The 13518-nt window shown below is 70.9% G+C and carries 15 protein-coding genes; 9 read left to right on the top strand and 6 right to left on the bottom strand.

The window, feature by feature from the left end; genetic code table 11:
* Positions 1–166: 166 nt before the first annotated feature.
* The 4 genes from ACNKF0_RS19870 to ACNKF0_RS19855 form a co-directional block, all read right to left on the bottom strand.
* A complete protein-coding gene (locus ACNKF0_RS19870; RefSeq protein WP_299931053.1) occupies positions 167–1162 on the bottom strand; it encodes an inorganic phosphate transporter in 996 nt (331 codons plus the stop codon).
* A 55-nt stretch (positions 1163–1217) separates the two neighbouring features.
* Positions 1218–1835, bottom strand: a complete 618-nt coding sequence (locus ACNKF0_RS19865; RefSeq protein WP_299931051.1) for a DUF47 domain-containing protein — start codon at positions 1833–1835, stop codon at positions 1218–1220.
* Between the two features lie 136 nt (positions 1836–1971).
* Positions 1972–4149, bottom strand: a complete 2178-nt coding sequence (locus tag ACNKF0_RS19860; protein ID WP_416954536.1) for an RNA degradosome polyphosphate kinase — start codon at positions 4147–4149, stop codon at positions 1972–1974.
* Between the two features lie 46 nt (positions 4150–4195).
* Entirely contained in the window at positions 4196–4558 is a 363-nt protein-coding gene (locus tag ACNKF0_RS19855) for a DsrE family protein (protein ID WP_416954535.1), read from the bottom strand.
* Positions 4559–4581: 23 nt separating this feature from the next.
* Here ACNKF0_RS19855 and ACNKF0_RS19850 point away from each other — a divergent pair, with 23 nt between their 5' ends.
* Genes ACNKF0_RS19850 through ACNKF0_RS19840 form a run of 3 tightly spaced genes read left to right on the top strand, consistent with a single transcriptional unit; the run spans position 4582 to position 6475 of the window.
* Entirely contained in the window at positions 4582–5076 is a 495-nt protein-coding gene (locus ACNKF0_RS19850; RefSeq protein WP_299931046.1) for an FABP family protein, read from the top strand.
* 7 nt (positions 5077–5083) lie between these two features.
* Positions 5084–5518, top strand: coding sequence for a Fur family transcriptional regulator (locus tag ACNKF0_RS19845; RefSeq protein WP_416954534.1), 435 nt, complete (start codon positions 5084–5086; stop codon positions 5516–5518).
* 9 nt (positions 5519–5527) lie between these two features.
* Positions 5528–6475: a YgfZ/GcvT domain-containing protein gene (locus ACNKF0_RS19840; RefSeq protein ID WP_416954533.1), complete on the top strand. Its 948-nt coding sequence runs from the start codon at positions 5528–5530 to the stop codon at positions 6473–6475.
* Between the two features lie 70 nt (positions 6476–6545).
* On the opposite strand, the gene mshD is transcribed toward ACNKF0_RS19840, so the two are convergent.
* Complete coding sequence (mshD, locus tag ACNKF0_RS19835; protein WP_416954532.1) at positions 6546–7352, bottom strand: mycothiol synthase; 807 nt, start codon at positions 7350–7352, stop codon at positions 6546–6548.
* Between the two features lie 116 nt (positions 7353–7468).
* Complete coding sequence (locus tag ACNKF0_RS19830; RefSeq protein ID WP_416954531.1) at positions 7469–8212, bottom strand: winged helix-turn-helix transcriptional regulator; 744 nt, start codon at positions 8210–8212, stop codon at positions 7469–7471.
* A gap of 66 nt (positions 8213–8278) precedes the next feature.
* Between ACNKF0_RS19830 and ACNKF0_RS19825 the strand changes: the two genes are divergently transcribed.
* The 6 genes from ACNKF0_RS19825 (at position 8279) to ACNKF0_RS19800 (ending at position 13481) form a co-directional block, all read left to right on the top strand.
* Positions 8279–8587: a MoaD/ThiS family protein gene (locus ACNKF0_RS19825; RefSeq protein WP_416954530.1), complete on the top strand. Its 309-nt coding sequence runs from the start codon at positions 8279–8281 to the stop codon at positions 8585–8587.
* Positions 8588–8697: 110 nt separating this feature from the next.
* On the top strand, positions 8698–10899 hold the full coding sequence (locus ACNKF0_RS19820; protein WP_416954529.1) for a carboxypeptidase regulatory-like domain-containing protein: 2202 nt from the start codon (positions 8698–8700) through the stop codon (positions 10897–10899).
* Positions 10900–11019: 120 nt separating this feature from the next.
* On the top strand, positions 11020–11487 hold the full coding sequence (locus tag ACNKF0_RS19815) for a TlpA family protein disulfide reductase (protein ID WP_416954528.1): 468 nt from the start codon (positions 11020–11022) through the stop codon (positions 11485–11487).
* Between the two features lie 285 nt (positions 11488–11772).
* Positions 11773–12249 carry a DUF4395 domain-containing protein gene (locus ACNKF0_RS19810; RefSeq protein ID WP_416954527.1) on the top strand — a complete coding sequence of 159 codons (477 nt, stop codon included), beginning with the start codon at positions 11773–11775 and terminating at the stop codon, positions 12247–12249.
* Between the two features lie 63 nt (positions 12250–12312).
* The gene (locus tag ACNKF0_RS19805; protein ID WP_299931025.1) at positions 12313–13176 is read left to right on the top strand and encodes a sulfurtransferase; all 864 of its coding nucleotides are present in this window, start codon (positions 12313–12315) and stop codon (positions 13174–13176) included.
* Complete coding sequence (locus tag ACNKF0_RS19800) at positions 13176–13481, top strand: DUF1416 domain-containing protein (RefSeq protein WP_299931023.1); 306 nt, start codon at positions 13176–13178, stop codon at positions 13479–13481. Before ACNKF0_RS19805 ends, ACNKF0_RS19800 begins: the two co-directional genes overlap by 1 nt.
* The last annotated feature ends 37 nt before the right edge of the window (positions 13482–13518 follow it).

Below are 13518 nucleotides of genomic sequence, written 5' to 3'. Positions count from 1 at the left end.
CGGCAGTCAAGGGTGCGGCTTCGTATGACGCTGGCGTTCAGGGGCCGGGAGCGTCATACGGAAAGGCACGTGTGGGTGCGGCTTCGTATGACGCTGGCGTTCGGGGGGCGAGGGCGGGTCGGAGGCGAGGGGAGGCGGAGGCGAGGAGGGAGCGAAGAAGCGCCCGTCAGGGGAGGAAGATGCGCGCGATCCAGTAGCAGATCGCGGCGACGGAGGCGGCGGCCGGGAAGGTCAGCACCCAGGCGGTGAGGATCGACTTGGCCACGCCCCAGCGGACGGCGGACAGGCGCTTGGTGGCGCCGACGCCCATGACCGCGGAGGTGATGGTGTGGGTGGTCGAGATCGGCGCCTCGAAGACGTACGCCGTCGAGTAGAGCACCGACGCCGCGACGGACTCGGCGGCGAAGCCGCGGGCCGGGTCGAGGTGGATGATGCGGCGGCCCAGGGTGCGCATGATGCGCCAGCCGCCGGACCAGGTGCCGAGGGAGATCGCGGTCGCCGCGGCGATGATCACCCAGAGCGGCAGGGGGTCGTCGGCGGCGACGTACCCGCCGGTGAGCAGGGCCAGGAAGATGACGCCCATCGTCTTCTGGGCGTCCTGGAGGCCGTGGCCGAGCGCCATGGCGGCGGCGGAGACGGTCTGGGCGAGCTTGAAGCCGCGGTTGGCGCGACCCGGATTGGCGCGACGGAAGGCCCACATGATGCCGATCATCAGCGCGAAGCCGAGGCTGAAGGCCACGAGGGGGGAGAGGAACATCGGGATGACGACCTTCTCCAGCACCACCAGCCAGTTGGCGGTCGCGCCGGCCGCGACCGCGGCGCCGACGAGGCCGCCGATGAGGGCGTGGGAGGAGGACGACGGCAGGCCGTAGTACCAGGTGATCATGTTCCAGGTGATCGCGCCGAGCAGGCCGCACATCACGATCACCAGCCCGTGGCTGCCGGTGCCCGGATCGATGACCTCTGACACGGTCTGGGCGACCTTCTGGCCCAGGAACGCGCCGACGAAGTTCATGACCGCCGCCATGGCCAGGGCCACGCGCGGCTTGAGGGCGCCCGTCGAGACGGACGTCGCGATCGCGTTGGCGGCGTCGTGGAAGCCGTTGGTGTAGTCGAAGACGAGGGCGACGACGACGACCGCGATGATGATCCCGATCTCCATCAGGCGGTGCTCCGGGCGCGCGAGGACGAAGTGGTGGAGGTGGCGTGCATCGGGGTCAGGACTCCTTGACCGCGATCTGCTCCACGATGTTGGCGACCTTCTCGAAGGCGTCGATCGCCCCCTCGAGGGACTCCACGATGTCCTTGAGCTTCATCACCTCGAGGGCCTTGAAGTCACCGCTGAACAGGTTGGCCAGGATCCGCCGGTAGGACTTGTCGCCGGTGTTCTCGAGGCGGTTGATCTCGATCCAGTACTCGTCGAGCGAGCCCATGGACTCGAGCTTCGGCATCGCGGCGGCGGTGAGCTCGGCGCAGCGCTGCAGCACCTCGACCTGCTGGGTGGTCTCCGGCGGCAGCGAGGTGACCTCGTAGAGGAGGACCAGGTCGACGGCCTCGTCCATCATGTCCATGACGTCGTCGAGCGCCGAGGCGAGGGAGTAGATGTCCTCGCGGTCGAACGGCGTGACGAACGTGCTGTTCACCCGCCGGATGATCGAGTGGGTGGTCTCGTCGGCGGCGTGCTCGGCCTCGCGCATGCGCTGGGCGATCTCTGCCTTCGAGTTGCCGGACGACAGCATCTCGCTGAGGAGCTGTGAGCCGACCACGAGGTGGTTGGCAGCCTCGCTGAAGAGGTCGTAGAAGGAGCTGTCGACGGGGCGGAACTTCAAACGCACGGTGAACTCCGAACGGGGGGCGGATGAACCGTGGTTCATGCTAGGGCCTGATCGGCCCATCGACGCAACCTCGGGGCCCCGTTCGAACGCCTGTGTGACGCGGCGCTCACGCGGGCGGTCGGCGGTCAGTCTGCGGTCAGCGGCGTCGTACGCGTTGGCGCACGATCAGCTCGTCCTGCAGGTGGCGCTCACCGCGCTCCAGCTGCCACTCGCCGTCGGAGCAGAGCTCCCACGCCGTCGTCCCCGGGTCGAACGCGAGGTCCAGCAGGGCCTCGATCTCCTGCACGACGTGCGGGTCGCGCAGGCGTACGAGCACCTCCACGCGGCGGTCGAGGTTGCGGTGCATCATGTCGGCCGAGCCGATCCACGCCGCGGGCTCGCCGCCGTTGTCGAACCAGAAGATCCGGCTGTGCTCGAGGAAGCGGCCCAGGATCGACCGCACGCGCACGGTCTCGGACAGGCCGGGTACGCCGGGTCGCAGGGCGCAGATGCCGCGGACGAGCAGCTCGACGCGGACGCCCTCCTGCGAGGCGAGGTAGAGCGCGTCGATCACCGCCTCGTCGACCACCGAGTTCGCCTTGATCCGGATCCCCGCGGGCCGGCCGGCCTGGTGGTGGGCGATCTCCTGGTGGATGTGGGCGACCAGGCCGTCGCGCACGCTGTGGGGCGCGACGAGCAGGTGGTCGTAGGTGCGGTTGCGGCTGATCCCGGAGAGGTTGTTGAACAGGAGCGCGACGTCCTCGCCGATCTCGGGGTTGGACGTCAGCAGCCCGAGGTCCTCGTAGACGCGGGCGGTCTTGGGGTTGTAGTTGCCGGTGCCGAGGTGGACGTAGCGCCGGATGCCCTCGGGCTCGTCGCGCACCACCATCGACAGCTTGCAGTGGGTCTTGAGCCCGACCAGGCCGTAGACGACGTGGCAGCCGGCCTGCTCGAGCTTGCGGGCCCAGCGGATGTTGTTCTGCTCGTCGAAGCGCGCCTTGATCTCCACGATCACCAGCACCTGCTTGCCGGCCTCGGCGGCGTCGATGAGCGCCTCGATGATCGGGCTGTCGCCGGAGGTGCGGTAGAGCGTCTGCTTGATCGCGAGCACGTGCGGGTCGGCCGCGGCCTGCTCGAGGAAGCGCTGCACGGACGTGGCGAAGGAGTCGTAGGGATGGTGCAGCAGCACGTCGTGGCGCGACACCGAGTCGAACACGTCGACCGGCGAGGCCGACTCGACCTCCGCCAGGCTGGGGTGCGTCGAGGGCAGGAAGGCGGCGTACTTGAGGTCGTCGCGCGGCAGGTCGGCGATCGAGTGGAGTCCGGTCAGGTCGAGGGGGCCGGGGAGGGAGACGACCTCGTCGCGTCCGACGCCGAGCTCGGAGACGAGCAGCTCGAGCACCTTGGGGTCCATCGACTCCTCGACCTCGAGGCGCACCGGCGGGCCGAAGCGCCGCCGCTGCAGCTCCTTCTCGAGCGCCTTGAGGAGGTTCTCCGCGTCGTCCTCCTCGACCTCGAGGTCCTCGTTGCGGGTCACCCGGAAGGTGTGCGACGCCACCACGTCCATGCCGGGGAACAGCTTCTTGAGGTGCTCGCCGATGACGTCCTCGATCGGCACGAAGCGCTGGTTGCCGACGCCGACGAAGCGCCCGAACGTCGGCGGCACCTTCACCCGCGCGAAGTGCTCGGTGCCCGTCGTCGGGTGGCGTACGACGACCGCGAGGTTGAGCGACAGCCCGGAGATGTAGGGGAAGGGGTGGGCGGGGTCGACGGCGAGGGGGGTGAGGACGGGGAAGATCCGGTCCTTGAAGAGCTTCTTGCAGACCTTCTGCTCCTCGCGGTCGAGCTCGGACCACCGGAGGATCTCGATGCCGTGGCCGCCCAGCTCGGGCAGGAGGTCGACGAGCGCGCGGGCGTGGCGCTCCATCAGCCCGCGGCTCTCGACCCAGAGCTTCTCGAGCTGCTCGCGCGGCATCATGCCGCTGGCGGCCCGTACGGCGACCCCGGCGGCGATGCGCCGCTTGAGGCCGGCGACGCGGACCATGAAGAACTCGTCGAGGTTGCTCGCGAAGATCGCGAGGAACCGCAGGCGCTCGAGCAGCGGCAGGTCGGGGTCCTCGGCCAGCTCGAGGACCCGCTGGTTGAAGCGGATCCAGGAGATCTCGCGGTCGATGAAGCGGTCGTCGAACTTCTCCACGCCCGCGATGGCCTCGGCGTCAGGCAGGTAGGGCGGCTCGACGTCGAAGGTGTCGGTGGGGTGACCGAGCGGGTCTGCGACCGGCCCCTCCTCCACCGACGGGCTGACAGCGCTGGTGAGGGTGGCCGGGTCGGACATGCCTCCCAGTGTGGCACCGGTTGGTGAACGCGGAGTGAAGCTCACGTCAGTAGACCAATGCTTGGACGCCCTCGCCGAGGACCTGCTCGGCGAACACGGCCGCGCCGGCGATGGTGACGCCCTCGCGGAGGTCGCCGGCGACGATGCCGCGACGCGCGGCGCACTGCGAGCAGACGGTGATCGTGCCGCTGATGAGGACCGCGGCCATCAGCTGGTCGAGCGGGGTGCCGAGCTCGAGCTCGAACTCCTCCGCGCGACCCGGCGTACCGAACCAGGCCGCGTCGCCGGTCAGCCACAGGGAGACGTCGGCGCCCGCAGCGGCCGCGGCGGCGGCGACGGTGAAGCCCTGGTTGAGGCGCTCGGCGTCGTCGGCGCCGCAGGTGACCTTGACGACCAGTGAGCGAGCCATGGCCCCACATTAGAGTGGCGCCCATGCCTTTCGAGCTGCCGGACAACCTGCACCCCAACTGCGGCCCCGTCGCGTGGCTGCTCGGCACGTGGCGCGGCAACGGCCACGGCGCCTACCCCACGATCGAGTCGTTCCAGTTCGGCCAGGAGCTGATCTTCACCCACGACGGTCGCCCGTTCTTCCACTACATGGCGCGCGCGTGGATCGTCGACGAGCAGGGCGAGTTCGTCCGTGACGCCGCGATGGAGTCCGGCTTCCTGCGCTGCCCCGAGCCCGGCAAGGTCGAGCTCCTCCTCGCCCACAACATCGGCTTCTCCGAGGTCTGGTACGGCGCGGCCGACGGCGGCAAGCTCGAGATGCACACCGCCGGCGTCTCCTTCACCGAGACCGCCAAGGAGGTCACCGGCGGCTCCCGGATCTACGGCAACGTCGACGGCGACCTGCTCTACGCCTACGACATGAAGGCCGTCGGCCAGGAGCTCCAGCCGCACCTCTGGGCGCGCCTCAAGCGCGCATGAGCTCGCGATGAGCGACGACCTGGCGGCGCGGCTGCGGGAGCAGGGCCTGCGGCTCACCCCGCAGCGCGAGCTGATCCTGCGCGCCGTCGAGGAGCTGCGCCACGCCACCCCCGACGAGGTGCTCGCGCACGTGCGCGGCCAGGCGAGCTCGGTCAACGCCTCCACCGTCTACCGCACGCTCGAGGTGCTCGAGGAGCTCGGGCTGGTGCGCCACACGCACCTCAGCGACCGCGCCCCGACCTACCACTCCACCCGCGAGCACGAGCACGTGCACGTCGTGTGCCGCGGCTGCCACTCCGTACGCTCCCACGACCCCGAGCTCGTGCGCTCGCTCGTCGCGGCCCTGGGGGAGGACGGCTTCTCCGTCGACGTGGGCCACCTCGCGATCTTCGGCACCTGCGCCGACTGCTCGGCCGCGGCCGGCTCACCCGAGCCGACCTAGACTCGGGGCATGGCCAGCCCCCTCCTCGCCCTGCCCGGGGCCGTCGCCGGCGACGGCATCGACGCCCCGGTGGCCGCCCACTACGGCTCCTTCAACACCGAGCAGCGCAGCCTGGCGCGCGGTGACGGGTTCGTCGACCTCTCGCACCGCGACGTCGTACGCATCTCCGGTCCCGAGCGGTTGTCGTGGCTGCACAACCTGACCACGCAGTACTTCGACGGCCTCGCTCCCGGCACCTGGACCCAGGCGCTGGTGCTGAGCCCGCAGGGCCACGTCGAGCACGCCTTCACCGGCGTCGACGACGGCGAGGCGTTCACCGCCCACACCGAGCCCGGCGCGGGCGCAGCGCTGGTCGAGTGGCTCGAGCGGATGAAGTTCATGACCCGCGTCGAGATCGCGCTCGTCGACGACGTCGCCGTGATGTGGCGCCCGGGCGACGACCCGTCGCGACAGCCCGGCCGCTACGACCTGGTGCCGCGCGACAAGCTGGAGGCGTACGCCGACGCGGCCGGGCCGGCCTGCGGGCTCTGGGCCTTCGAGGCCCTGCGCATCGAGCGCGGCGAGCCGCGGCTCGGCATCGACACCGACCACCGCACGATCCCCAACGAGGTCGGCTGGATCGGCGCCGCCGTCCACCTCGACAAGGGCTGCTACCGCGGCCAGGAGACCGTCGCCCGCGTGCACACGCTCGGCCGGCCGCCCCGCCGCCTGGCGCTGCTGCACCTCGACGGGTCGGAGAACCGGTTGCCGCCCGCCGGGTCCCCGGTGTCGTACGACGGTCGCGACGTCGGGTTCGTCGGCTCGAGCGCCCGCCACCACGAGCTCGGCCCGATCGCCCTCGCGCTGGTCAAGCGCAACGTTCCCGTCGACGCGACCCTCTCGGTCGACGAGATGCCCGCCGCCCAGGAGGTCGTCGTCGACCCCGAGGTCGGGCTGCACGTGCGCCCCCTCCGCTGACGCCGGATATCTGAGGACGCGACGTATGGCGGGATGGCCGTTTCACGTTCACGGCGTCCTCAGATATCTGTCAGGGGCGGCGGTACTGCACGTGGGTGTCGGCGTCCGCGTGCCCAAAGCCGAGGCGTGAGTAGACGGCGACCGCGGGGGCGTTGTCGGACTCGACGTAGAGCAGCACCTCGTCGACGCCGAGGCCCGCGAGGTGGTGGAGCCCGGCGAGGGTGAGCAGCTTGCCGAGCCCGCGGCCCTGGGCGGAGGGCGCGATGCCGACGACGTACACCTCGCCGAGGCGCGCGTCGTGCTGCTTGGTCCAGTGGAAGCCGAGCATCCCGGACCCGTCCTCCGCGACCAGCAGTCCGGTCGGGTCGAACCACGGCTCGGCCATCCGGCGGGCGAGGTTGTCGAGGTCCATCGCGCCCTGCTCGGGGTGGTCGGCGAAGGCGTCCGCGTTGATCGCGACCACGTCGGCGGCGTCGGAGTCGCGGTAGGACCGGACCGTCGTCCCCGCGGGCACCTCGAGGGCGGGCAGGGGCAGCGAGGTCGGCCGACGCATCACCCACAGGTCGCGCAGCCGGTCCCACCCGTGGCTGGCGGCGAGGCGCGCCGCGGCCGGGTGGTTGCCGTGCGACCACGCCGTCAGCCCGGTGCCGTACGACGACTCGGCGCGCGTGAGCAGCGCGGACCCGAGGCCGCGACCGCGGGCCGCCGGGCGTACGACGAGCGACAGGTCACCGTCGTGGAGGAGCGCGAAGGCGTCGTCCTCGACGATGACGGACGCCGTGCCGTCGGCGAGCGCGATGCGGGCCGCCTCGTCGAGCGGGTCGGCGCCGTCCGCGGCCGCGGCCTCGGCGGCGATCTGGTCCACGGCTGCCTGCATGCCGACGACCCTAGCGGCGCCCGTGACGACCTACCTGAGGACGGCGCGGTCGTGATTCCGCCCGATCGACGACCACTGCGTCCTCAGATATCGAGCGGGTGGGGGAGGAGCGGAGGTCAGGACGAGGACGAGGACGAGGACGACCGCGAGGGCGCGGGGGCGGAGGTCTCGGTGGCGGAGTCGCGCGTGGGTACGACGAAGCGGTAACCGACGTTGCGGACGGTGCCGATGTGGTGCTCGTGCTCGGTGCCGAGCTTGGCGCGGAGGCGGCGTACGTGGACGTCGACGGTGCGGGTGCCGCCGAAGTAGTCGTAGCCCCAGACCTCCTGGAGCAGCTGCTCGCGGCTGAAGACCCGGCCGGGGTGCTGGGCGAGGTACTTCAGGAGCTCGAACTCCTTGTAGGTGAGGTCGAGCGGACGGCCGCCGATGCGGGCGGTGTAGGTGGCGTCGTCGACGACGACCTCGCCGCGGTGGATCACGTGGGCGGTCGGGTCGTCGGGGGCTGCGGCGCTCGCGCGGCCGATCGCGAGGCGGATGCGGGCGTCGAGCTCGGCGGGGCCGCAGGTGTGGAGGACGACGTCGTCCATGCCCCAGTCGTGGGCGACGACGGCGAGCCCGCCCTCGGTGACGATGAGCAGGACCGGGGCGTCGGTGCCGGTGGTGCGGATCAGCCGGCAGAGGTCGCGCGCCGCGGCGAGGTCCTGGCGGCCGTCGACGAGGACGAGGTCGGACTCGGGGGCGTCGAGCAGCGCGCTGCCCTGGGCCGGGACGATCTTCACCGAGTGGGCCAGCAGGGCGAGCCCGGGGAGCACCTCGGCGGAGGGCTGCAGCGCGCCCGTGAGCAGCAGCAGTGCGCTCATCGCGGGGCCCTCCTCGTGGGCGGGGATCGGCCGGCGGTCAGCCGGGGATGAGGAAGGATATCCCGCATGAGCCACGCGTCGGACCCCGAACGGAGTCGTGAGACAGCGATCACCGTGCGCTACTGGGCGGGCGCCCGGGCCGCGGCCGGGACCCCCGAGGACGTCATCGAGGCGGACGCGACGACGGGCGAGCTGACCCTGGCCGACGTCGTTGCCCGCGTGCTGGAGCTCCACCCCGGGGACCAGATGGCCCGCACGGTCGGTGTCTGCTCGGTGCTCCTCGGCGACCGGCCGGTCGGTTCGCAGGACCCCGCCCAGGTCGTCGTACGAGCCGGTGAGGTCGTCGAGCTGCTGCCCCCATTTGCCGGAGGTTGAGCGCCCCGACGCGGTTATGCGATAGAACTGCGTTTCGACGGGCCTCCTACGGGGGATGGCCTGGGTGTCGGGCGCGAGCGCGCCGACACGAGTCCAAGGGGGACAACTAGATGAAGAGCACTCACGGGGGAGCTTTCGCGCGCCTCGTTGCAGGTGGCACCGCCGCCGCGACGGCGTTCGCAGGCCTCACGATCGGGCTGGCAGCGCCGGCCCACGCCGCACCGGTCGGCGTCACCACGACGCTGACCGACCCTGCCGGCAACGGCATCGACGGCTTCGTCACGGCCTACGCCCTGCAGGCCGACGGCTTCTACGACTACGTCAAGAGCACGCGCGTGGCCGACGGCCAGGTCCGCATCGACGTCGAGCCGGGCACCTACAAGTTCGAGTTCGGCGACGAGGACGGCCTGTTCCTCGACGAGTACTACAACGACAAGGCCACCTTCGAGGAGGCCGAGGCCGTCGCGATCGTCGGTCCCGGCGCGTTGGCGCCCGTCGCCCTCGCGGCGCGGCCCACCCTCGCCGGCCAGGTCGTGACCCCCTCGGGCAAGCCCGTCGAGGACGCGCAGATCCAGATCTTCGACGCTGCCGACGACACCACCGCGGGCTACGCCTACACGCGTGCCGACGGCACCTGGGCGGCCGGAGTCGACCAGGGCTCCTACAAGGTCCGCTTCTCGGCCCAGGGCTACGCGTTCGAGTTCTACAGCAACAAGCCCACCCTCGCGACGGCCGACGTCGTGGGCGCCGGCGCCAACCTCGGACAGGTGACCCTGTCGAAGGGCAGCATCGTCCAGGGCGGCATCGTGAACCCCGCCGGAGTGCCGCTCGAGCGGGCCGAGGCCACCATCTACAACCAGTCCGGCTCCGAGGTCGGCAGCGACCTCACCGACGCCACGGGCAACTACCGCATCGAGGGCGTCGCCCCGGGCACGTACACCGTCCAGTTCAGCGACCCGGTCGGCGAGTACCTCTCCGAGTGGAACGCCGACAAGGCCGACCGCGCGTCTGCCGACGCCGTCGAGGTCGGGGTCGACACGATCGTCTCGGTCAGCGCCTCCCTGGCCGCCGACCCGGCTGCCGCCATCGACCCGGCCGCCGTCGACATCTCCGGCGCCGTCACCGATTCCTCGGGCGCGCCCGTCGTCGGTGCCTTCGTGGAGGCGTACGACACCCCGGTGGACGCCGACAAGCCCGAGCTCAACGACGCGGTCCGCACCAACCGCGCGGGCCTGTACTACTTCACGGACCTGTCGGAGACCTCCGAGGACTCCTTCAAGATCAAGGCGAGCGACCCCCTCGAGCGTGAGGAGGGTCAGTACGACCGCCTCACCCGTTGGTTCGGCGGCGCCCAGGGCTACGACCACGCCTCGCCCGCCACCAAGCCGGCCGGCAACGTCAACATCGCGCTGCCCCTGACCGGTGGCATCGCCGGCACGGTGACGTCCGAGTCCGCCCTGCCCGTCGACGGCACCTACGTGCGCTTCTTCGACGAGAAGGGCAACCCGCTCGACGAGACCTCCGGCAACGTCGAGGACGACGGCAGCTACGTCACCACCAGCCTGGTGCCCGGCACCTACAAGGTGCAGTTCGTCGACACCGCTGCTGCCGACTACTACTACGGCAGCGGTGACACCCGCGCCCACGCGCCGGAGTGGTACGACAACACCTCGTTCGCCAAGGCGAAGACCGTCACCGTCAAGAGCGGCGAGACCGTCAGCGGCATCAACGCGGCCCTCTCCGAGGACCTGCGCGCCTTCCGCAAGCCGGAGATCAACGGCCAGCCCTACCTCGGCAAGAAGGTCCGCGCCTACATGGGCGTCTGGTCCATCGAGAGCGGCACCACCTACCGCTACGAGTGGCTGGTCGGCGACACCGTCGTCGGCGCCGGCGACACCTACCGCGTGACCAAGGCGGCGAAGAACAAGCGCCTCACGCTGCGCGTCACGGCCGAGAACGGCAAGCTCGACGGCACCGCCCTGGCCACCAGCCAGGTCATCAAGAAGAAGCCGAAGGCCAAGGTCACCGTCAAGGGCACCAAGGCGTCGGTCACGGTCAAGGCGAAGAAGGTCAAGGCCAAGAAGTTCAAGGGCAACGTCGTCGTCCGCAAGATCGTCCGCGAGGACGAGTACGGCGCGCCGGTCTACAAGAAGGTCGGCAAGGCCAAGCTGCGCAACGGCAAGGCCACCGTCACCCTCAAGAAGCTGACCAAGGGCAAGAACAAGCTGGTCTTCCAGATCAAGCTCAAGGGCGGCAAGTACGGCGACGCAGAGGTCACCAAGACCGTCAAGGTCAAGAAGAAGAAGCGCTGACCTCCTGCACCACAGCTCCACCACAGCTCGACCTGCGAGGCCCCGGGACCCGTCCCGGGGCCTCGCTCCGTCTCCCGTGGCTGCTGGAACAAATCGGGCGTACGGCGTCGTTGGGCGGGTGTGAGCACCGGAGCCTGGATCGTCGTCGCTGCTGCCGTGGTGGCGCTGGCCGTCGGGCTCTGGCGCGCCGCGACCGACGGCCGCTTCCGCGGCACCCACGTCGTACGCCGTCCCGCCGACCCGCTGGTCGAGGAGGGCGCCCCGGCGCCCGTCACGAGACCCCCCGGCGCCGACCTGGTCGCCGCGGTCGGTGAGGAGCTGGGGGAGCGGGCGACGCTGCTGCAGTTCTCCAGCGCGTTCTGCGCGCCGTGCCGCGCCACCCGGCGGGTGCTGGGCGAGGTGACCGGGCTCGTCGAGGGGGTCGCCCACGTCGAGATCGACGCCGAGCACCACCTCGAGGCGACCCGCACCCTCGGGATCCTCCGTACGCCCACGACGATCGTGCTCGACGCGTCCGGCGCCGAGGTGACCCGGGCGACCGGGGCGCCGACCCGCGAACAGGTCCTGACCACGCTCGCCCGCGTCTGATCTCAGGATGTGGATGGGTGGGTCACATGATGAGACAGGGCGAAGTGGTGGCGATGCGAGCGCCTAGGGTCGTCGTCATGTCCTCGACCATGCTCACCAAGCGCCGCGCAGTGGACCACTGCCGCGTGCGCTCGGCGCTGTGTCGAATGTCGTAGCGGTCCCGCCGCTCACCTGAGCCCTCCCGTCCGGCTCGTCGTTGCCGGACCTCGCTCGGTCGGTGGGACCCGTGCGCCGGGTCGTCCCGGCGCGCCCGGCCCCGCCGTGCCGACCGACCTCAGGAGAGACATGACCACCACCGCCACGCCCCGCGTCACCCCCGACGCGGACCGCCGCCCCGCCGGCGCGATCGACCCCCGCGGCCCGCAGCTCGCCGCCGCCCTGACCGCCGTCGTCCTGGTGGCCGTCCTGCTGCTCCCGACGCCGTACGCCGCCGCGCTGCTCGCCGTGCAGGCGGTGCTGTTCGCCGTGGGTGCGGTGCGCGGGGTGCAGGCCACGCCGCACGCCTGGCTGTTCCGCACGCTGGTACGGCCCCGCCTGGCGCCGACCACCGAGTGGGAGGCGCCCGAGCCGCCGCGCTTCGCCCAGGCCGTGGGCCTCGCCTTCGCGCTCGTCGGGCTGGTCGCCTTCGCGGCTGGCGCCACCGTCGTCGCCCAGGTCGCCGTCGGGTTCGCGCTCGTCGCAGCCCTGCTCAACGCCGTCTTCGCCTTCTGCCTGGGATGCGAGGTCTACCTGCTCGTCCGCCGCTTCATCGCCACCGTCTGACCCGGGTCTCGAGACAGGACTCCGTCCTTCCTCGACCAACGAGAAATTAGGAGTACACCAACCATGAGCCGCGAGAACTCGCTCGTCACCGCCCAGTGGGTCGAGGACAACCTCGACACCGACGGCGTCGTCCTCATCGAGGTCGACGAGGACACGACCGCCTACGACAAGGGCCACATCCGGGGAGCCATCAAGCTCGACTGGACCACCGACCTCCAGGACCAGGTCCGCCGCGACTTCGTCGACAAGGAGCAGTTCGAGGCGCTGCTGTCCGAGCGCGGGGTGTCCAACGACGACACCGTCGTGCTCTACGGCGGCAACAACAACTGGTTCGCCGCCTACGCCTACTGGTACTTCAAGCTCTACGGCCACTCCGACGTCAAGCTCCTCGACGGCGGCCGCAAGAAGTGGGAGCTCGACTCCCGCGAGCTGACCGACGAGCTGCCCACGCGCGCCGCGACGTCGTACACCGCGCAGGAGCAGGACTCCTCGATCCGCGCCTTCCGCGACGAGGTCGTCGCCGCGATCGGCACGCAGAACCTCGTCGACGTGCGCAGCCCCGACGAGTACGCCGGCCGGCTGCTCGCCCCGGCCCACCTCCCGCAGGAGCAGGCCCAGCGCGCCGGCCACATCCCGACCTCGGTCAACGTGCCGTGGAGCAAGAACGCCAACGACGACGGCACGTTCAAGTCCGACGAAGAGCTGACAAAGCTCTACGACGAGGTCGGCTTCGACACCGACAAGGACACCATCGCCCTGTGCCGCATCGGTGAGCGCTCGTCGCTGACGTGGTTCGTGCTGACCGAGCTCCTCGGCCGCAAGAACGTCAAGAACTACGACGGCTCGTGGACCGAGTACGGCTCGCTGGTCGGCGTCCCGGTCGCGCTCGGCGACGAGCCGGGCTCTGCCGACAAGGTGCGTGCCTGATGTGCGGCGCGACCGAGGGCGGCCTGTCGCTCGACGGCGTCAACGTCGCCAAGGAGGCGGTGATCCAGGGCCAGGTGCTGCGCAGCGGTGACGAGCCGGTCGCCAACGCGTACGTCCGGCTGCTCGACCGCAGCGGCGAGTTCACCGCGGAGGTGCCGACGTCCGCGACGGGACACTTCCGCTTCTTCGCCGGCGACGGCGAGTGGACCCTGCGGACCCTCGCGCCGAAGGCGCAGCCCGTCGACACCCGCGTCGTCGCCGCGACCGGCTCGGTCGCCGAGGTGCAGGTGCTCGTCAGCGCCTGACACCAGGAGCCACGAGCAGACACCCGAACGGCCCCGC

Origin of the sequence: Nocardioides sp. T5 (assembly GCF_048161455.1) — a bacterium.
Taxonomy (GTDB): Bacteria; Actinomycetota; Actinomycetes; order Propionibacteriales; family Nocardioidaceae; genus Nocardioides.
This window is presented reverse-complemented; position numbering and strand designations above follow the sequence as displayed.